Consider the following 20,518-nt stretch of genomic DNA (forward strand, 5'->3'; position numbering starts at 1 on the left):
CTGGTATTTTCAATAATGCATAATTTCAAATTTGCAAAACAGAAAATAATGTGTTCTAAAAATTCAAGCAGAATTCAGCCGACACGATTCACTCAATCTCTGTTGCTTGAAAGGATCCTACTATGTTTCGCATGACGCTACTTGGATGCACGTCCGCCCTGGCACTTGGTTTATCAGCCCCAGCCGAAGGCTACCCGATTGATTGCGCGATACTCCTTTGCCTCGCTGGCGGGTGGCCGAGTGACCCTGACTGCAATGCGGCCCGGGCAGAGTTCATTAGACGCATAACACCGATGCCCGTAGAGCCGCCGCTGCAACTTTGGCGCTGCCCGATGGGCGTTGCCTCTGGCTCATCCCAGCTCACGCCGATGCAACGCCTGGAAGCCATAAAGGCCGTAAGTGCAACACCAACTCCCGAGCTGCCCGACGATGAAGAAAGTGCAATTGTTGTCGAGGCCTCGTTCACCTCTGAATTGTGGTCAACAAGCGACGCAGACCAGAATGCGAGCTGGATGCCGATCGGTTCCCCTGCCCCACCCGTGCCAACACAGGCAAGCGTCGATCTTTCGTCAGCGGACTTTGACGTGATCAGGTCCATCCGCGTTTGGGATGTGCGGCACTACAGTTACAGGGTCCGCGAACGCGAAGGCCCATGTTCCGTGCGCCTGGATATGGTTGTCGGAACCTATGACGAGAACGCCAATTTCCGTTGGTCGGATCGTACTCCTGGGCCAAGACCGGATTGGCTGCCTCTCCGCAAAGACTGTCCAAGCTATTTTCGCGGTGTTGGTGTCGAGTGGACAGACATTTTTGGCCGTTATGATTATGAGCTGGTCCCATATTGACCAACTCGTCCAGGCGAGCCAGCTGAGCGCACAATGCTGTTCAGGAGAAACTCTATCTCCGACCGGTTGATTGATGCTAAACCAATGCATCACTACTTGGTTTTTTCGGCGCTCTCGGTTTTTCCGCCGTTGATGCCGAAAAAAGCTCACAAATCTGAGACAACACATGCTCCCGAACCTTCGGCGTCTCATAAAGCACGTCATGTCTGGCATTCGGAATTAGTTCCAGCTTTCCGCCGGGCCAACGCGCCATTCGATCCTGTATTGCGGATATGGCAACGATTTCATCTTCGGCACCACAGAACGTGATACATGGCGTGTTGGGAGAACGCATTTTTGACAACGACCTGGTCTCTTTGAGGGCCTGAAACAGCCACCCCATACTTGGTCCGCCAATCACTTGCTCAGGCAGAGATTCCGATATGTTTGCATAGTATTCGTACATGTCAGGATCATATGTCAGCCTGTTGTCATTGAAATCAGTCGTAAGGACATAGCTTTCCCCGCGTGTACCAGGAGCGTATGTGTCACCCTTCCCCAGTGCTTGAAATGCCCATGACAAAGGCCAGGCGCCAAGACGCTGCAACCGTGGGAGATTTATGTCCCACAAGGGAGCGGTGAATGCGCAGGCAGCCACCGGAAACCCTTCAGCAATTGCGCGGAGACCGACGCAGGCACCTAACGAGTGTCCAATCAGATACCAGGGCTGTGGAAGGTTGAGAGACTTGGCCGCTTCAATCGTGGCAGCAACATCTTTCTGGTAATCAGAAAACCGAACGACATGGCCCATCAGTCGATCTTCGGTGAGCCTGTCCGAAAGCCCCTGGCCACGCCAGTCAACTGCGAACGCCGTATAACCGAATTCATGTAGATACTCGACGGTGCGCCCGTATTTTTCTATGTTTTCCGTTCGCCCCTGAAACAGAAAAACCGTGCCTTTGGATGGTTTCTCCGTTGGCCAGTGAGCCACCCGGAGGCGCACATTGTCATCGGCGTGAAACCAATAGGCGCGCACATCGGATGGGCCTTCCGCGACTTCGGGATGTATGGGGGCTTTGTCCAGGGCATTCGTCTTAGGCATCTAATTCTCTCGGTTTTGTTGCGTTAAGCTGACCCAGGGTGGGTCGTGCAAGGAAACATGCAGCCAAGGTCAGGGCAGCAATCAGGAGGATCGTGAAGCCGGGAAACACACCAATAGTAAGGTACGTCATCGCCAACAATGCCATGACGCCATACATCGCCATCCACGGGATGTGATCCTCATCATCCCGCTTCGGAGAACTCATTTGGGCCAATACGGTCCGTATTCTGGCAGAACAAATGATAAAGACAGCCACAATGATGATCATGCAAAAGAAGCTGTAGTAGTGCCCCGGCGCGTTCCGACCGAACCCATACTGGTCCAAAAATACCTCGTCGCCGCGAAAAATACTCAGACCGTCGGCCACCATCCAACTGACGATATCCCTGCTATGCGACAGCAAATAGCTGGCTTGTAGTTTCATCAAAATGGTGATCACCAAACCCAGGGACGTGCACCGAAATATCCCGGCCATGACTGCTCGGCCTACCATTTCTATGTACAGGTGTTCTTCATCCGCCTCGCCGCGCCCGAGCCCTCGCACCAAGTCAACGAAATCATCCGTAATGGAATAGATTACAATGAGGCCAGTGAAGAACAGGTAAGAGCCAAAAGCGTTAAGGAGGAAGACGAGGCCGGAGAAAATTACCGCGCTTGGAACAGATATCAAATCAGGACGAAAGATAGCTATTCTGCCCCAATCGACGGTCCAATTACCCGCGTTCCCGATCAACAGTGGGATCAGATGAGTTTCCACCCAGTTGAATCCGGAGGCTATTGCCACAGTGACCCCAAATACCGCCCAATATGCGATGGACACGGTCGCTACCCTTTCCGACCAGCTCGGGAACGGATTTTTGCGATCGAGGAAGTTGGACAAACCTATTCGCCACTTTCTCTTCCATGAACGCAATAGATTGATCAGTATCGCAAAGTAAGCTGGTAGAATTGCCGTGAAGACGATTATCCAGTTTGGCGCCCAAAGAAATCCGACCTGTTTTGGAGGACCTGTTGGAGGAACAAAGACGACGCTGTGGATATTGAGCGAAAACGACATAAGGCCAAGTGCGGTAGCGGCGGCAAAAACAACGACTGGTAAACCCAAAGAGGAATGAGTGCTGAAGATCGCTTCTGTTCTTCCTGCTATTCCGGGAATTCTCTTCGGTTCCACCGGATCATTGCGTCTCGAAACCTTGGCCTGCGTTACTTCTTCGCTGCCGTTGGCCACGCCGATTGGAGAAATCGCACCCCGTTTCTGGGCGTTCCGTTTCCCCCGTCTTTTCGCGGCAAGCCGCCTGTTGGCGGCGCTAAGTTCCGCACGCCACGCGCTGATAGCGTCGGGATCGTCACAACCGAAAACGCGCGCCAACCAGCGAATATTGTCGTTGCTAATTCCTCTGTCGTTATCCTGAAACCAATGCTGAACTGTCCTTAGCTCGACACCCGACCTATTGGAATCAAACTGAGAGATGGTGCTGGCAAGCAGCTCTGGGGTCCATGAGCCCACAGGAAGTCCCGCCTGGTCAACGGGAAGGCCGGCTCCTACTGAAACCAGATACCTGAAGAGTTCCTTGAAGTCGCTGCCATCTTTCAGCGGGGGAACAAAATATTTACCGTGTTTTATCAATCGATTACACGCTTATGGTTCGTTCCGTTTCATCCTGTTTCGTTCCAGTTCGTGCGATTGTCAACGAGCCGCCATACTCTCCTCAGAGTTGAGCCATAATCCGCTTGAGTCAGAGAGTGGAACGCAACAATAGAACAGTGAAACACGCCCTGCCCGCCGGCAACACCAGCCTGTGGCGGTTGGGTTTTACGAACACCGAGGAATGCAGATGTCGACACACCAACAAACCGAGCGCGCAAAAAAAGGCGAACCGATAATTGAAGTGCAGGACGCGCGCACAGGCAAAACAATGGCGGTTGTTTACGCGTGGAACAACGGGCAAGTCAGTGTTGCGTCCAACAGCGGTTTGAAGGTGGTGGAGCTCTCGCCCGCAGCGCGTCTGCGGCTTTGAGAAAACTGCCCGAAATTCACCACACGACCCATCTTGACTTTAGATGGTGAGCATTCGGCCCAAAGAACTTCACATAATTGCAATTACGCCGCTCATGCCTGTATCCGCAAAGTTAAAGTGCCCATCAAAACGCTTGGGCTGTCCTCTGGATCGTCAACGTGTAAAATCAGCGAATTTTGAGTCTTGAAAGCTCAAAATGCTAAGCACTTGATTTCCTTGCAAGCACTTCGGCTAACACAGAGACCGCGAGAGTGCCAGCATCGCGCGCCGATGGGACAATACCCATAGGACCCACGAGTCGTTCCAGCGAAGCTTCGAGAACACCCATGTTCCTAAGTTCAGCAAGCCGGTTATCTCTGGCGCGACGGCTACCTTGAGCGCCGATGTAAAATGCAGGTGTTTCGAGCGCTTGGGCGAGTATCGGTGGTTCCCAATCGTGGTCGTGAAAAAAGAGAATAATCGCCGTGTATGCATCGACGGAAAGACCTGGTGGAAAGCTTCGATTGGTCAGGTGTTGCGTATTGCAACCCACTCGCATGGCTGCTTCCAACGTTTCGGTGTCCGGGGAAAGCAAAAGATTGGCGTGACCCATCGTCTGAACCAATGAAGTAAAAGTACTTGCTTCAGGCCCTTTTCCGAAAACGTAGAATCTGAGCTCTGGGTTGATCTGAAGCACGAAAGTTGCGTCCTCGACCGTCGCTTCGGCATCACCAAATAGAGAAAGTGCTCCGGTTTCGGTGTGGATGCGCAGGGTCAAGACCTCTCGGGCGGCATGGCACTCGCATATGTCGTGAAGGACAGTGAGGTCAGGTGCAGGTATGAGCAGCACGCTCATTCCTACCCCACAAGGCAACTGGATGTCGCGATACGATGAGCCGCGGCCGTAATGCACAGTTTTTGGCCGTCCGTTTGAAAGCGCTTCCAGCGCATGTAGTGCTATATCGGCTTCGACGCAGCCCGACGACAAGCTACCTACTCGCCGCTTGTCTTTGAATACTGCCATCATTGCTCCAAGCGGGCGGTATGAAGGTCCTTCTATATTCACAATCACAGCTAGGGCGCCTTGTTCGGGCGATTCAACTAAAGCCCGGATTGGCTGCATCGGTGCGCCGACGTCGAGTGCTGGCAGTGTCATTTTTCCGGCATTCATTGCAGCGATACAGCCTCCGTCAGCTCATCGGTTTCGTTAGAGATTCACGCGGTTGGTTAACGCGCCACTGCGCGCTGTAGTCGCGCGGACTAACCCCATATCGCTTTTTGAAGCGATTAGTGAAATGTCCCACGGAAAACCCACACGCGGACGCGATTTCCATGATGGACAAATTGGTTTCCCCAAGTAGTACATGCCCCCTTTCGAGGCGCAAATCTGAATAGAAGCGCTTTGGGGAGGTGCCTAAGTAAATCTGAAACAATCTTTCGATCTGCCGACGCGAAATACCCGCAGCCTTGGTCATTTCGTTTAGCGCCAATGGTTCTTCAAGATTGTTTTTCATGAGTTCCAATACGATTATGAGGGCCTTGTTGCGATTTCCGATCATATGAGCGATGGAAGATTTTTGGGGGACATGATCGCTGTTCTTGCGTCCATGGATGCACATATCAGCTATCAGAGCGGCGAGTTCATTCCCATGGTCTTTGGCGATGATGGACAACATCATATCTGCAGCTGCTGAACCGCCACCGCAGGTCAAAAGCCCGGAGTGGTTTTCAAATAGATTCATAGTGGGGACGAGTGTTGGGAAAGCTTCACAAAACGCCGACTGGTTCTCCCAGTGCAACGTAAAACGCTTTTTGTTTAGAATCCCCGCCTGAGCTAATTGATATGTCCCAGTACATATCGCTCCAAAGTTGCGCCCAAAGCGGTGCTGCCCGCGGATCCAGTTTATGGTTTGACTATCGGAATTAAGTCCAGGTTCCGTTCCACCGCAAACAAATGTGTATCTGTCATCCACGTTTTGTGGCAGCGCAATATCCGGCGTTATTGAGATCCCGTTTGAACAATTGACGGTATTGTTCTGGATCGACGTAGTGTACCAGCGATACAACTGCTTGCCGGTAAGCTGATTGGCCACACGCAAGGGTTCGATGGCCGAACTAAGAGCGAGTAGAGTTAGATTTGGTAAAAGCAGAAATAGATAGTCACGCGTGGGTGCATCTTCGGGAACTTGGAATGAGGCGGCACCTTTCGGCACAAAATCATAACCGCTGACAAAGGCCCTTTGCTCTAAACGCGACATATCTATCTCCTTATTCTGTGTCGGAAACTCTCCGGCTGATCTTCCCCTGCTGTATCACTCGAAAAGAACGCTGACTGATTCTGAATTTGCCGTACGCACGATGGCTTTGCCGAACATATCGGAAACTGTGATCACACGAATACGATCCGAGGCCTTGACCGCATCGGTTGCTGAAATCGTGTCGGTAATGACCAACTCTTTCAGGTCGGACCCATTGATGCGTTCAACGGCTTTGCCTGAAAGAACCCCGTGGGTGATAAAGGCAGAAACATCTTTTGCGCCATTCTTCAGAAGAGCCGTGGCGGCATTGCACAATGTGCCACCAGAGTCGATGATGTCGTCGACCAGAATGCACGACTTGCCAGATACATCCCCAATGACATTCATGACTTCAGATTGGCCCGGCTTGTCCCGACGCTTGTCAACAATTGCTAATGGGCTCTTAATACGTTTGGCAAGTTGGCGCGCGCGCACCACGCCTCCAACGTCAGGTGATACGACGATTGTGTTTCCAGTGTCATAGTTTTTTTCGATGTCGCGTACCATCGCGGGGACAGCAATAAGATTGTCTGTTGGGATATCGAAGAACCCTTGAATTTGGTCTGCATGCAAATCCATCGTAAGCACACGGTCTGCACCCGCCGACGTAATGAGGTTTGCAACCAATTTAGCCGAAATGGGAGTGCGAGGTGCGGGTTTGCGATCCTGGCGAGCATACCCGAAATATGGAATAACAGCGGTAATTCGTTTTGCAGATGCTCGTTTCAACGCGTCGATCAGAACGAGCAACTCCATCAGATTGTCGTTGGCGGGAAATGATGTCGATTGTATCACAAACACATCGTCTCCTCGCACGTTTTCTCCGATTTTAACCCAGACTTCTTCGTCGGCAAAACGGCGCACGAGGCATTCGGCCAATGGGGTTTTCAAGTATCCGGCAATGGATTGAGCCAGATCGGTATTGCTGTTACCGCAGATAAGTTTCATTGGTCGTTACCTCGTGCAAGTCGGGGAGTAGTGGTCTAGTTAGGTGGGAAAGGCCATGGATGGATCGTAGGAACGGAAGCTCTCCAGGAAGTGGTTGTTTGCCTCTTCCTGCCACTTGGTGCCGGGTTGAATGGCCGTAGTGCACTTGTACTTTTTGCGATACTCGGCCGTGGCTTCGTTTTCTTCGATCACGACGGCAACCATGCCAGCAACAATGCCTTGCTGTTGTTCGACAAGCTGGATAGCTCCGTGCATAGTGCCTCCGGTTTCAACCCACTGGTCTGCCAGCAGCACACGGGTGCCAGGGCGGAATGCAGGCAAGCGCATCTCCATGTCTTGAGTTTTGCCCGAGTAATTGGTCATCGATGAGCTATCGGTTTCGACGCACAGTTTGCCGGCTTTGCGGATGGGCAAAAATCCCGTACCGATGCGGGCAGCGATACCAGCGGCCAAAACGAATCCCATAGCATCCAGGCCAGCGACAACGTCGATCTCATCGGGGTCCAGATCGGCGCACAGATCATCGAGAAGATCGTGGTATGCTTTACCATTGATGTAGATCGAAGTTGGATCCAGCCAGGCAAATTTGTCGCCTTTGGTGTTGGGGGCCATGATGCCGAAATACCAGCGGTCTTCGCGGGGTCCTTTGTCGAGTGCCATGTTAAGTTACCTCTCTATCTCTTGGTGATTGTCATAAGTTGCTGAAGGCGAGCGGGATTGATGTTGTAGAAATCGCCTTCATGGTTGATTCCGGTCGCGACCATGAACAGGTCGACATCATCGCTGTAGTCATTCGCGTTTTCAGGGGTGACACCCGATGCAATTCCAAGCGCCGTATCACCGCAGTTTTTTCGGAACGTTTCTATCTTTCCGAGGTCGGCGGCGTGACCCGTGGCGACACCTGAAGTCAGCACCACATCCATATGATTGCAGGCCAATCGGGCACTATATCCATATTGGAAAGGATCGACTTCGCGCTGTTTCTTGAAGCACGTTCCGCCGATATAGAGACCAGTCCAACCGCTTTGCTGACGAATGAGGTCTATTTCAAAAGCTTCGACCTGATCGTTCTCTCCTCGGCGCTCGTCGATACAGCCATCATCCGCCCAGTAACTGTCTACGCGGACACCTTCACGCTGCAGGTCGCCAAGGATCGGGAACGCGATTTTTCCCGTTACTGCGAGGAAGTTTACGCCGATCCAGTAATCCGGGAACTTGCCCCGGATAGACCTAATAATAGGGACCAACTTTTCCTTTTCGAAGTCGTGATTGATTAAAAAAACGCCGGGGCAACCACAGTCGATTGCGATCTGGACATTTTTCTCCGCCTGGGCCTCGTCGAGCACATGGATAACAGGCAGAACGACTGGTCCCGCATTACCAAATTCAGTGTGAAAGTCGCTGCGGTTCATCCTCACTCTCCGTCGGGTTTCTGGAATGAGGTGACGTTAGAGCTTGCAAAGGGATTAATACAATTTATAGTTATAATGATTAAATAAAGATCGGAAATGATTAGTGTCGACGATTAACCTTCCAACGGATTTGCTAAGGACCTTCGTGACGGTCATCGACTTGGGCGGTTATACGCGGGCCGGTGATGCTCTTGGCCGTACTCAGCCCGCAATTAGCCTGCAAATGAACAGGCTGCAGGATTTACTGGAAACCAAGCTTCTGGAACAGAAAGGAAGGTCACTGGAGTTGACTGAGGCAGGCAGTGCTTTGGCCGCATTCGCTCGCCAAATCCTGCATCTTAATGACGAAGCGGTGGCGCGGTTCAAAAGTCCAGAGCGACAAGGGGTGCTGAGGATCGGGCTTCCAACCGACTTTGCAGTGTCGAAGTTGCAAGCCACGGTTGCCGCGTATGTGGATGAGCACCCGGACGTTGATCTGGAAGTTAATTGTGGACTGTCTTTGGCACTGTTTGAGGACTTACATAAAGGCGAGCTTGATCTGATTATCGCTTTGATAGGCGAAAAGACCCAGCAATACTTGGTGCGGGTCTGGGAGGATCAGCCGATCTGGGTGGCCAAGAATGACTTCCTACTGAGCCCCGACGTTGTAGTTCCTATTGTAGGCCACCCTACTGGATGCGAATATCGCAATCGCATGACCGACGCCCTTGGCTCTGTTAACCGCGATTGGCGCTTCGTGTACACCAGCCCGGATGTATCTGGATTGCAATACGCTGTCGGAGCTGGGTTGGGCGTTAGTGCCATGACCAATGCGACGTTGGACGATGAGATGCGAATACTTAGTGAGGATGAGGGTTTTCCTCCTCTGAAACCGATTCGCATAGGTCTGTTTTACAAACTTCCGAATATGAGTGCGGCCGGGCTCGAACTCTCAAACCGGTTGATAGATTGCCTGGATCGCAACACAGATCAGCACTTCAAGGCTGCCGCTCACCCGTCGCCACCTTCCTAACTCAAATAGACCAGATCACGGTGCGTAAGGCTGGCGACCTTGTGCAGATGGCTGAATTCTATCTTGGATTTCCTCTTGGCCGTGACCTCACTTCAGAATCGTAGAATCCTCTTTAGGATCAGCGCTCCGGAGTATGCATTAGCATTCCTTATGAGAACATTTTCTTAATAAATTATGAAAATGCACCGTTTAAAGCTTACTGTATTGCAAGAATAGCTGACAGGGAGGGGTGCTATGAAATTGCGTTTCGCCAATTTGCTTTGGGATGCTGCACTTACAGCCGTACACCAGAATGAGCCGGCATACTTCCAGCAGCTTTACTTGGGAGAAACTAAGGCCGAGTCTGGGGCCTTGCTCGAATGCTTGTAACGCGGTGAGCGCCGCAACCTTAACAAGCACTAAGCGCGCGGCGTGACGTGTCCCTCCCCGTCTAGGCGCCGCGCGCAGGAACTTGCATCTGAGAATGGCGGCAATGTGCCGTTGTTCGCAATAACTGGTAGGAGAACCGCGTTGACACGCTCTTTCGAATATCTTCGCCCGGACAGCATTGAGGAAGCCGTTGCTATGAAGGCCGAATACGGGGACCGCGCGCGGTTCTGGGCCGGAGGCACGGATATGATGCTGCTGTTTAAGCGCAAAAAGCTTGATCTGGATTTTTGCATCGACCTGTCGCACATCGCTGATCTGCGTTACATCGACGAGGAAGATGGGGCCCTGCGTATAGGTGCCATGGCCACATTGGATGATCTCGACCGCGCCAGCGGCATAAATGCGGCCACTGCTGCATTGGGGGAAACCTCTCGCATGATGTGCACCAAACAGTCGCGCACCATAGCGACCGTAGGTGGCAACATGTGCCACGCTTCTCCATCGGCCGACCTCTCGCCGCCACTGACAGCACTTGGTGCAAAGGCTGTGATTCAAGGTCCAAGTGGTGAGCGCAGCCTGCCACTGGAGCAATTCCACAAAGGTGTAAACCAGACCGATCTGGGCGATGGTGAGTTACTCAAGGAAATCTTCATTCCCAAGGCCAGCGGACGTATTGCAGCCTCTTATAATCGTGTCGCACGGACCGTAGTCGATATTGCTTTGGTTAGCTCAGCGGTGTGTCTCCGACTGGACGATGGCGATAATATTGAAAGTGCTGGCGTTGCTCTGGGTGCGGTAGCCCCCAACGTGGTGCGTGTCAGTGGTGCGGAAGGCGTGCTGAGCGGTGCCACACTTGAGCAAGCAGCCAACGGGCTGGCGCAGAAGGCCGGTGCCGAATCCGCAAGTGCAGCCCGCGCCATTAGCGACATCCGCGCAAGCAAAGAATACCGCACGGACATGACTGCCGTTCTGACAGCGCGTGGTGTCCAGAAATGTGTCGAAAACCTGAAAGGCTTGTCATGACTGAGACGTTGAAAGTGAATGGTCAGTCCTATGCTGTGGAAATCAATCCGCACAAAGCACTGTCTGATGTGTTGCGCGACGATTTAGGCCTATTTGGTGTTAAAGTGTCATGCGGTGAAGGCGAATGCGGCTCTTGTACCGTGCTGGTTGACGGTCAACCTGTCACATCCTGCCTGATGTTGGGAAGTCAGGCTTTGGGGCGTGAGATTGTCACGATTGAAGGGATTGGGACCCGAGACGCTCTCGATCCTGTTCAGGAAGCGTTCATCGAAGAACAGGGGTTTCAATGTGGTTTCTGCACACCTGGATTCATTCTGGCTGCCAAACACTTCCTTGAAGAAAACCCGAACCCAACCAAGGAAGAGGCCGCCACAGCAATGAGCGGAAACATCTGCCGCTGTGGGGCACACCCCTACATCGTCAATGCAGTGATGAACGCCGCTAAGAAGATTCAGGCACAGAAATCCACGTAGATATTAATAATGGCGCAGCTTCGCGCCGACCCGGAAGCACGGGTATCGACATTCGGAGGACATGATGGGCGAACAACACACCCCCAAGAAGTTCAAAATCGCCGGCAAGGGCATTCCTGTACTAGACGCCAAGGACAAGGTAACTGGCGAACTGGAGTTCGGCGTTGATTTTGAGATGCCACGCATGGTGCACGGGAAGATCATTCGTTCGACTGTTCCGCACGCCAAAGTTAAGAAAATCGACGCCTCCAAGGCGCTCGAACTTCCTGGTGTCCTAGGGGTCGTTTCGCACGTAGATGCGCCGGACCTGAACTGGGACGGTGTTTGGGACAATTATCGCGGAAAGATTCTCGACGGCACGGCTCGATTCGTCGGAGACGAGATTGGTGCTATCGCGGCGACGTCAGAAGAGATTGCCGAGCAGGCATTGGAGCTGATTGAGGTCGAGTATGACTTATTGCCGGCACTTTTAGACGTTGAAGAAGCGCTAAAGGACGAAGCCCCACAAGTTCGTGAAGAAGGCAACGTGCGCGATGAGTATCGCGTAGTTTGGGGTGATATTGATGAAGGCCTGGCCGAAGCAGATGAAGTCGTTGAAATCGAAATGCGGTTCAAGGCCCAAAACTACGCGGGGATCGGGCGCAACGCCTGTATCTGCGACTGGGACGGTGACAAGGTAACAATGTGGACGTCATCTCAAACACCGTCCGAACTGCAACAAGGTATTCATCAGGCGTTTGGTATTCCGATGGCAAACGTGCGGGTCGTAGCCTTACCGTCCGGCGCGTCTTTCGGGCTTTGGTGGTCCAACAACTTCATGATGGTAACCGCGCTTCTTGCCCAGAAGATTCGACGCCCGGTAAAGATCGAACTCACCAGCGAAGAATGCATGGCAACAGTCAAACGCCGCCATATCGAGATCACCAAGGGTCGTATGGGGGTAAAGAAGGACGGCTCACTGACTGCCGCCAACTTCAATCACTTGATGGATAACGGTGCCTACGGATTCAAAACAGACGTTTACTTCTTTTGCTGCGACCTTTGGGGCGGAGCCAAGAACGGCTACTACGGTGTTCGCGGTGCCAGCACCAACCTGGTAACGTCGGGCTGCATGCGTGCAGTGGGCGACATTACGATGGGCCTTGCCGTTGAGCGCCTAGCAGACAAGGCGGCGATTTCCGTTGATGTCGACCCGGTCGAATTCCGCATCAAGAATCAAATTAAGGCCGGGCAATCCTTGCGGATGCAGGAGCCACGTCAGCATATGAAAGGCACGCTGACCGAGTATGTAGACGGGCTGACTGACGAACAGCAAGGCGAGTGGCCCGAGATGTTCCATTTGTCGGCTGGCGACACCGAGGCGCTGCTTGTCCAGGGCGCTGAAAAGTTCCGCTGGAAAGAGCGGTTCAAGGGCTGGGGTGTTCCCTCGTCCGTAGAAGGCAGCAAACGTCGCGGAGTCGGCGTCGGTACCGGTGCACATTGTTGCGGTGTGGAGTTCGGCGGCAACGTCAGCTCGGTTGTTCGGGTGAACCTTGATGGTTCGATCAACGTTTTCTCCGCCTGCGGCCGTCAGGGGCAAGGCAGTGAAACGACCCTGTCGCAAGTCGCCGCGGAAGAATTCGGTGTGCCAATTGAAATGGTCAATATCGAAACCGGCGATACCTCAGCCGTGCCCTTCGCCTCTGGTTCGTCCGCTTCGACAACTATGTTCCGCGTCGGCTGGGCCACCCGTGAAGCGGCCAAAGACGCCAAGCGGCAGGTTCTGAAGATCGCATCGCGTGAGTTCTTTGACAATATCGATCCTGAAGAGCTGACCATCGATGACGCTTTCATTTGCCTTAAGAACCGTCCCGAAGACAACCGAAGGGTTGCGCTGGAAGAGATGATGAACGTCCTATGTTCGGACAGCCTTGCCCAGACTACGGTCATTACTGGTCGTCCCGACAAGGCAATGCCACCCACAATAGCCTTTGCCCGTCAGTGGGCCGCGCAATTCTGCGAGGTCGAAGTGGATGTCGAAACCGGCATCATCCAGATAACCGATTACCTTGCAGGTCAGGACAGCGGTACAGTCATGAACCCAAAGGTTCTGAAAAACCAAGTAATTGGTGGCGCGATTTGCGGCGCGGGCTTTGCTCTCTATGAGGGCATTGAGTTCGATCCCACCGACGGCAGGGTGTTGAACGACGGATTGCTCGATTACAAACTGCTGCGTACTGGGGACTTTCCACCGGACGCAGAAGTGTTTTTTGTCGAAAGCGAAGATCCGGTCGGACCATTTGGCGCTCGCGGCGCGGGGGAAAGCCCTGCGGCCGCAGCCGCTCCGGCAATCTGTCAGGCCGTGTATAACGCAATAGGTGTTTGGGTCGACGTGCCCATGACACCGGAAGCTGTGATCCGTGCACTAAAGGATAAAGAGGAAGCGGCCTAACCGCGTATCGGCGGCGGTCTGACGACCTATTCAGACCGCGGTCTAAGTGGTCTCAGTTGGCAAGCAACTGAAATGAGAAACTTGTGCCGGATGTACCCGGCACAAGACACGGGAAGTTTGCGTCTACGAGCGACATTCCGAAATTGAAACAAGAGAAGAACAACTTGGGGGAAGGAGACCAAAAATGGCACTAGAGAATGCGCCACAAATCTTCGCTGACCAGGTCAGTACTGGACAGTTGCTACAAAACGTTGTCTACGCATCGGGCTGTGCTGGCGGGCTTTTGATTATCGCCGGACTCATCCTGGGTGATGCAGGAGGCATCCGTCGCGGCAACAACTTCAACGCGACCATAGAAAAGCTGGTCGGCTTCTTCATAAGCTTTGCCGTCTACTATGTGATCGGCTTCGCCATCTGGGTCTCCCAGTACTACATCATGTTTCAAGGACCGGACTATCCCGCGAACGTGGCATTCTGGGATGCCATCAAGGCCTGGTGGATTGGCGGCGATATGATGAACTCGCTTGCTCAACACATTGATCCGGCGATATTCCCAGGACTGAATACCTTTCAGATCTTCGCCTTCTTCCTTGCAGCCTTTACAGGTCTCATAAACCTTCTGCTGCACCTAGCGGTTGGCGAGCGAATGAAGGCATCAGCGTTCTATGTGACCTGTGTGGTTTCGACAATCGTATCCGCGATTCTGAGCCAGTGGACTTGGGGTTCGGTTGGTTGGCTGACAAACGCCGGATATCACGACTACTTCGGAGCCGGTTTCGTCTATTTGTTCCCCGGCGGGATGGCGATTGTGTTTGCCAAGGCTCTGGGTCATCGTCCGGGTATGTTCTCTGAGCATCCCAAAGTTCCTTCATATGTTGTACCAAATCTAGGACTTGCTACAACTTGTGTCGTAATGGTCTTTGCAGGCATGCCCTTGGTCATTATCGCATGCATGTTCTTCTTCGATCCTGGTGCTCTCGGAGTGAGCATTACGATGGCGGATACGTCCGTCGGCATCGCACTGAACAACTTTGGCGCGGCCTGGGCAGGTGGTTCGCTCTCGGGTGCACTGATTGCTTACAAAACCAGGAAGTACGCTTATTTGCTGCTTGGCCCGTTTGCAGGACATATCGCCGGCGCGAGCGGTTTTGATATCTATGTCCCTTGGCAAATGTTCCTTGTTTGTGCAGGAGCACCCTTCGTCGCCTACTTCATTTACGAAGCGACTTTGAAGATGAAGATCGATGAGCACAAACTTATCCCGTTGATGGCCGGGTGTGGTTCATATGGTCTTCTGATGATTGGCGTCCTGCATTCCGGCACTCCTCACGGTGGGTTTGTTGGCTTGGAAGGCGACTATGCTTTCCAGCATGCCCAAGTCTCGCTGGGAATGCAGGCTTTGGGTATTGTTGTTTCACTCGGGCTGGGAATTGTAACGGCCTTGGTACTGACGCCAATCCTGAAAGCGACGACAGGTCTTCGTGTATCCGAAGATGATCAAGCTGATGGAGTAGATCTGATCAAATGGGGAGTGACAAGTGATGTCGTGCCAAATCTCAGCCCATCTGAATCGCAGCCTCAGCAAAAAAGCGTTGGGCAACTAAACGAAACGACTTCTTGAGTATTTGTTGGCGAAGAAAAAACTCCGGCCTCGGCCGGAGTTTTTTGATTGCGGCGAAGGGCATCGTTTCTAAAGTCTCGGAAGATGGACAGATATCTGTCTTCATCCAGGAATGGCGCAACGTTTGAAAGCCAATACTCCGGTCGAACCTCGGCAAAATGAGCAGACCTGTCGCAAAAATCGAAGTTGGTCGCCGACGCTCATCCAACTTTTTCGGCACGCTGAGGTCAATAACAATGGTTGTCGACCCCACTAATTCTCGCTGCGTTCTGAGCTTGAATTAGCCAATTGAAACAATGTTGTAATGGTTGGCGGTCTCTCTGGAAAAGTTCGTGTCGAGGGACGAAAAAGATTGGATTCGAACCATAATTCTGGCAAAATAGAACTTACGCAAATGGCGATGGCGTCGCCACCGGGAGGCGCGTGTTTCTAACAGTCCTGAACGCCGGGACCTTCTTAAACGGAGGTCGCTATGACTGCACGTCCTGAATTCTATCGTTTCCACAATGGCGAAAAAGCCGACTTGCAATTCGCCCAAAGCGAATACGCTGCCCGCGTAGGCGGTCTTCGCAAAATCCTGTCCGACACGGGCACGGATGCCGCCGTGTTCACGTCCATGCACAACATTTCATACTACTCGGGCTTTACCTATTGCGCGTTTGGTCGACCCTATGCACTGGTCGTAACACACACGGAATGCGTCACTATTTCGGCGGGCATCGACGCAGGCCAGCCGTGGCGCCGATGCTACGGGGACAACATCACCTACACCGACTGGCAGCGCGACAACTATTGGCGCGCGATCCTTTCCGTCACCGGTTCGGGAAAAGTCATCGGTTTTGAGGGCGACCATCTGACCCTGTTGCAGCAGAGCAAGTTGAATAGCTTCCTTTCACCGTCCAAGACTGTTGATCTCTACGAAGCAACGATGCGCCAGCGCATGCACAAATCGCCCGCCGAGATTGAAATGATCCGCGCCGGTGCTGCCGTAGCTGACGTCGGAGGATATGCGATCCGCGATGCCGTAAAAGAAGGCGTGCGCGAGATTGACGTGGCGATGGCAGGGCGAGACGCGATGGAACTGGAAATCGCCAAGCGCTTCCCTGATGCCGAATACCGCGACACGTGGGTCTGGTTCCAGTCGGGCATCAACACCGATGGGGCACACAACCCTGTGACGGGTCGCCGTCTGCAACGCGGTGATATCCTGTCGCTGAACACTTTTCCGATGATCTCGGGTTACTACACGGCACTTGAACGGACCATGTTCGTAGGCGAAGTGGACGAGGCAAGCCTGAAGATCTGGGAGGCTAATGTGGGCGCGCATGAGCTGGGGATTTCCCTGCTGAAGCCCGGCGCGTCCTGTGCCGAAGTTACACACAAGATCAATGACTTCTTTGCTGAACGCGACCTACTACAATACCGCACGTTTGGCTATGGCCATTCTTTTGGTGTGCTGTCGCACTACTATGGTCGCGAAGCTGGATTGGAATTGCGCGAAGACATCGACACGGTGCTGGAACCGGGCATGGTGATCTCGATGGAGCCGATGCTGACCATTGCTGATGGAGAGCCGGGTGCGGGTGGCTACCGCGAGCACGACATCCTGGTTATCACCGAAGACGGCAATGAGAATATTACCGGTTATCCTTACGGTCCTGAGTTCAACGTCGTAGGATAAGCCTAGCCATTAAAAGCCTGTTCGGTGGCATTCGATCCGGTCATGCTCGATCCAATTGGATCGAGCAAAAACTGAAGCAGATGTCATTGTGCATAACTTTAACCTTGGGCAAGTTGGTGTAGCATACCTGCTGCGCTAACTTGCTATTTTAGTATAGAAAATTTGTGCCTTCTGAAAAAGAAACTGAAGTCGTACTACTGGTCAATACACTGCACTGGATTCATCAAAGCATCCATTCTACCGGTAGCCACCGGACCACGGCCGTTAGGGCGCGCTGAAAACCATTGGTTTCTGGATCTGTCGTATGAACAGTGACGGTCCCATCCTTTTCTTCTTGAACCCAGATCATCTCCCCCTTGGTGTCATGCTCAAGACGGTAGAATAGCTCAGGTTTGTTCAATTGATCAGCGAGCGACCCAGCAATCGTCGGACTTTCGATCAACAGTCCCATTTCGGTGTTAAGACTCGCAGACCTGGGATCGAGGTTGTATGAGCCAATAAAAATCCGCTTACCATCTGACCCAAATACCTTTGCGTGCAGGCCCGATGCCGATCCGGTCAGTATCTCTGGTAGGCTCCGGTCTCGATGTTCCTGCCGCAAAGCGCGCAGCTCTAAAAGTTCTACACCGCTGTTCGTCAAGTCATCCCTGTACCGCATGTAAGCCGCGTGAACTGGCATCACGTCGGTTGCGTCCATGGAGTTGGTCAGGACACGAACTTTTACTCCGGACTTCGCTAACCCATTCAAGACCTCGGCACCTCGTTCACCGGGAATGAAATAAGCAGAGACAAGATCCAGTGATGTTTGAGAGGCTTCGGCGAATTCGATCAGTTGTTCGACGATCAAGTCTTTACTTGCGACGCTACCCAAGCCTTTGGCAGGGTCGTCGACAAAAAGAGTGACCTCACTCCAGTCGAACTTCAAATCATGTCCCTCAATCCGGTCGGGTAGTTCGCTTTCCTCGATTGCTTTCTGATAACCTGCGCCGATGGCAGTCTGGCGCGCCGCATCAGCTTTAGCCTGTAGGCTTTTTTCTGCGGGAAGGTCTAAGAAGAGAACGGCATCATACGAAGAAGCGCTATTCCAATATGTATCGAAGGACTGCGAAACCTCTTCCACAATAGGACCGATGGCTATCGCGTCTACGTCAAGATAGTGAGTTCCTGCCCCGTAGTCGAAATATATGTCGCCGATATTGCGGCCACCGACAATTGTGGCCACCCCATCCACTGTCATTGACTTGTTGTGCATCCGCCGGTTCAGGCGGCTGAAGTCAAAGGCGTACGACAATAGTTTGGGACTTCTCAGTGTGAACGGATTAAAAATGCGAACATTTGCAGTGGGCAAAGCATCCAGTTCGGCAAGCAAACCATCCAATCCTGAGATGCCGTTATCGTCGACCAGCAACCTAACCCGCACACCACGCTCGGCGGCTGCCCTAAGCTCGTCAAGTAGCATCAGGCCGGTCACGTCATCCTGCCAGATGTAATACTGAGCATCGATTGAAGATGTCGCTTCCCTCGCGAGGATGGCGCGGGCTGCAAATGCCGCGCGACCGCTTCCTAACGGGCGCACCCCGTCGAATCCGGGATTGCTCTCCAAGGCGCTCTTGATGGTCGTCCCAAGTGGTCCAGTCCAATCGGAACCTTGCATCACAGTCTGTTCGGCGAAGTTTTCTCGCGGGAGTGGAAACGCCAGCCTTAGTCCGACGACGGCCATTACGATCATCGCTGCTACAATTAAACAAATCCTGATCAGTCGCACTTGAGGCCTCGTGTCTGGCAGATAATAAGAGCTTTGCAGATATGCTTGGCTTATCAACCTCCTTTTATTCATGCGATTAGATTGGGTCGCTACGGATCTTCGAATTCGAACCGAAGCGTGTACGATTATCTTCAATCATGTGTATGTTGGCCGAGGCGAACAGCCTGAGTCAGGAAGCTCTAACGGACTGGAAGGTGGCGAGTTGGTCGCGCGGACTCCTTCGACTAGCTGAACGTCTGCTGACTCAACTTGGTGAATACAGATCAAGCACCGAAAGAACGCGCGAACGAGTTGCAGAGTCATTCACGAAAAACCGAGCTATAACTTCATGGGCAGGAAAGTCCGGCCAAGTGTCCAACATTTCGACGATTGCCTTCTCCGCCCCTGCAGGATTACCTGTTTCGTGAAAGGCGGTCGCGAGCAAAAAGAGGCTTGGAGGACTTACGGGATGGCCTCGCTCTGCTGCTTTGGAGAAGGCCTCAATGACTTCGTCATAGTTTTCCAGCATTAGTTGTGAAGCGCCGTAGATATTGTTGTATGCGAAACGGCCGACGCCCAGTCGAGACCGTTGTGGGTGAGACACTTCGGCCATAAACACTGGATCATCTACCACTAGGGCCGTGATGCCTATTAGATCCAAAGTGTGGCCGTCTTGAGGGCTAAGGTCCAAGGCAATTCTGGCACGGCTAAGCGCTCCTTCAATGTCTCCCGTCACGGCAAGGGTCCAACCATGAGCGGCTTGGGACCAACCATCCAAAGGGTCTAGCGTGGTAGCGTGCTCTGCCATTTCCAAAGCTTCACCAATTAAAGCGGTAGATGCGTCGGCATTGCTTGTAAGCAGTGACTTAAGTGTGAGTACCTGGGCCGAACCCGCATAGCCTGCAGCAAGGTTCGGATCGAGTTCAATCACATACCGAAACGTTTCCAGGTTAATGGCTTGCCGTCGGAGGTCGAACAAAGGAAAAAACAATCCCCGTGTTTGCTCGGCTAAGTTTACAGCCTGAACACTGGTAATTGACCTCTCCCGAAGTGCGGCCAGTTCTGCGGAGCTTTTAACGGTTGCGAACTCCGTTTTCGATTGGGAACCGCGTAGACCAAAATACCACAGAACAAATATCAACAAAAGCGTTGTTCCGATCAGGGGCAGCAGGAGTTTATGACGCCATAAATCGTCAGAATGCGAAGATTCCGACTGGCTTTGTCCGACACTTGGCTTCGTCGCGATGAATCGTTCAAACTGTGGTCGATACCCTCCGGTTTGCATATTTATGCGCAAAGGGTCCGATCTGCCCGCGCCACTGTAATAATCCTCCAAACCACGCCGTAGGCGACGGGCTTCAACCCGCACGAGGTTTAGTGCCCCTCCGTTCTCGTCAAGTTCCTTATCGTAGACATCGGTCGCAATAACTTTGCCCTTTATAGAACTCCCATGACCGTCAAGTTCCTGCTCGACAATGTATCTCAGGAAGGACTGTAGTCTGGGTGAACCAGCAAACTCTGCAGATGTCAGGACGCGCTCAAGTGCTTGTCTAATTTCTTCAGCCGTTACCATTTTCTTAGAAA

The 20,518-nt window shown here is 52.7% G+C and carries 17 protein-coding genes; 8 read left to right on the forward strand and 9 right to left on the reverse strand.

Annotated features, from left to right (window positions below; all coding sequences use genetic code 11):
- The first annotated feature begins 293 nt into the window (after positions 1-293).
- Positions 294-845, forward strand: coding sequence for a hypothetical protein (locus ACR0JR_RS18845; RefSeq protein ID WP_480457446.1), 552 nt, complete (start codon positions 294-296; stop codon positions 843-845).
- A gap of 76 nt (positions 846-921) precedes the next feature.
- On the opposite strand, the gene ACR0JR_RS18850 is transcribed toward ACR0JR_RS18845, so the two are convergent.
- Complete coding sequence (locus tag ACR0JR_RS18850) at positions 922-1,926, reverse strand: alpha/beta hydrolase (protein WP_480457447.1); 1,005 nt, start codon at positions 1,924-1,926, stop codon at positions 922-924.
- Entirely contained in the window at positions 1,919-3,553 is a 1,635-nt protein-coding gene (locus ACR0JR_RS18855) for an RcgA family putative transporter (protein ID WP_480457449.1), read from the reverse strand. Before ACR0JR_RS18855 ends, ACR0JR_RS18850 begins: the two co-directional genes overlap by 8 nt.
- Before the next feature lie 208 nt (positions 3,554-3,761).
- Between ACR0JR_RS18855 and ACR0JR_RS18860 the strand changes: the two genes are divergently transcribed.
- Entirely contained in the window at positions 3,762-3,944 is a 183-nt protein-coding gene (locus tag ACR0JR_RS18860) for a hypothetical protein (RefSeq protein WP_480457451.1), read from the forward strand.
- 199 nt (positions 3,945-4,143) lie between these two features.
- Here ACR0JR_RS18860 and ACR0JR_RS18865 read toward each other — a convergent pair whose 3' ends face one another.
- Genes ACR0JR_RS18865 through ACR0JR_RS18885 form a run of 5 tightly spaced genes read right to left on the reverse strand, consistent with a single transcriptional unit; the run spans position 4,144 to position 8,580 of the window.
- Complete coding sequence (locus ACR0JR_RS18865; protein WP_480457453.1) at positions 4,144-5,094, reverse strand: XdhC family protein; 951 nt, start codon at positions 5,092-5,094, stop codon at positions 4,144-4,146.
- Between the two features lie 19 nt (positions 5,095-5,113).
- Positions 5,114-6,181, reverse strand: a complete 1,068-nt coding sequence (locus ACR0JR_RS18870) for a GlxA family transcriptional regulator (RefSeq protein ID WP_170425087.1) — start codon at positions 6,179-6,181, stop codon at positions 5,114-5,116.
- A 54-nt stretch (positions 6,182-6,235) separates the two neighbouring features.
- Complete coding sequence (locus ACR0JR_RS18875) at positions 6,236-7,168, reverse strand: ribose-phosphate pyrophosphokinase (protein WP_170425085.1); 933 nt, start codon at positions 7,166-7,168, stop codon at positions 6,236-6,238.
- Between the two features lie 39 nt (positions 7,169-7,207).
- Positions 7,208-7,828 (reverse strand): phosphoribosyltransferase family protein, encoded by a 621-nt coding sequence (locus tag ACR0JR_RS18880; RefSeq protein ID WP_480457455.1) that lies wholly within the window; start codon positions 7,826-7,828, stop codon positions 7,208-7,210.
- A 14-nt stretch (positions 7,829-7,842) separates the two neighbouring features.
- Positions 7,843-8,580: a BtpA/SgcQ family protein gene (locus ACR0JR_RS18885; protein WP_480457456.1), complete on the reverse strand. Its 738-nt coding sequence runs from the start codon at positions 8,578-8,580 to the stop codon at positions 7,843-7,845.
- A gap of 103 nt (positions 8,581-8,683) precedes the next feature.
- Between ACR0JR_RS18885 and ACR0JR_RS18890 the strand changes: the two genes are divergently transcribed.
- The 6 genes from ACR0JR_RS18890 to ACR0JR_RS18915 all read left to right on the forward strand — a co-directional run bounded on the left by ACR0JR_RS18890 (position 8,684) and on the right by ACR0JR_RS18915 (position 17,190).
- Positions 8,684-9,592 carry a LysR substrate-binding domain-containing protein gene (locus ACR0JR_RS18890; RefSeq protein ID WP_368040194.1) on the forward strand — a complete coding sequence of 303 codons (909 nt, stop codon included), beginning with the start codon at positions 8,684-8,686 and terminating at the stop codon, positions 9,590-9,592.
- A 510-nt stretch (positions 9,593-10,102) separates the two neighbouring features.
- Complete coding sequence (locus ACR0JR_RS18895; protein WP_480457457.1) at positions 10,103-10,984, forward strand: FAD binding domain-containing protein; 882 nt, start codon at positions 10,103-10,105, stop codon at positions 10,982-10,984.
- Complete coding sequence (locus tag ACR0JR_RS18900) at positions 10,981-11,457, forward strand: (2Fe-2S)-binding protein (RefSeq protein WP_480457459.1); 477 nt, start codon at positions 10,981-10,983, stop codon at positions 11,455-11,457. The genes ACR0JR_RS18895 and ACR0JR_RS18900 overlap by 4 nt, the downstream gene beginning before the upstream one ends.
- Positions 11,458-11,521: 64 nt before the next feature.
- Positions 11,522-13,888, forward strand: a complete 2,367-nt coding sequence (locus tag ACR0JR_RS18905) for a xanthine dehydrogenase family protein molybdopterin-binding subunit (protein WP_480457460.1) — start codon at positions 11,522-11,524, stop codon at positions 13,886-13,888.
- Positions 13,889-14,072: 184 nt separating this feature from the next.
- Positions 14,073-15,509 (forward strand): ammonium transporter family protein, encoded by a 1,437-nt coding sequence (locus ACR0JR_RS18910; protein WP_170753556.1) that lies wholly within the window; start codon positions 14,073-14,075, stop codon positions 15,507-15,509.
- A 472-nt stretch (positions 15,510-15,981) separates the two neighbouring features.
- Positions 15,982-17,190: an aminopeptidase P family protein gene (locus ACR0JR_RS18915; RefSeq protein WP_480457461.1), complete on the forward strand. Its 1,209-nt coding sequence runs from the start codon at positions 15,982-15,984 to the stop codon at positions 17,188-17,190.
- 223 nt (positions 17,191-17,413) lie between these two features.
- On the opposite strand, the gene ACR0JR_RS18920 is transcribed toward ACR0JR_RS18915, so the two are convergent.
- Both ACR0JR_RS18920 and ACR0JR_RS18925 read right to left on the reverse strand, forming a co-directional pair.
- Positions 17,414-19,090 carry a phospholipase D family protein gene (locus ACR0JR_RS18920; protein ID WP_480457463.1) on the reverse strand — a complete coding sequence of 559 codons (1,677 nt, stop codon included), beginning with the start codon at positions 19,088-19,090 and terminating at the stop codon, positions 17,414-17,416.
- 109 nt (positions 19,091-19,199) lie between these two features.
- Positions 19,200-20,507 carry a tetratricopeptide repeat protein gene (locus tag ACR0JR_RS18925; RefSeq protein WP_480457465.1) on the reverse strand — a complete coding sequence of 436 codons (1,308 nt, stop codon included), beginning with the start codon at positions 20,505-20,507 and terminating at the stop codon, positions 19,200-19,202.
- Positions 20,508-20,518: the final 11 nt, after the last annotated feature.

Source organism: Ruegeria sp. AA3 (assembly GCF_056542905.1).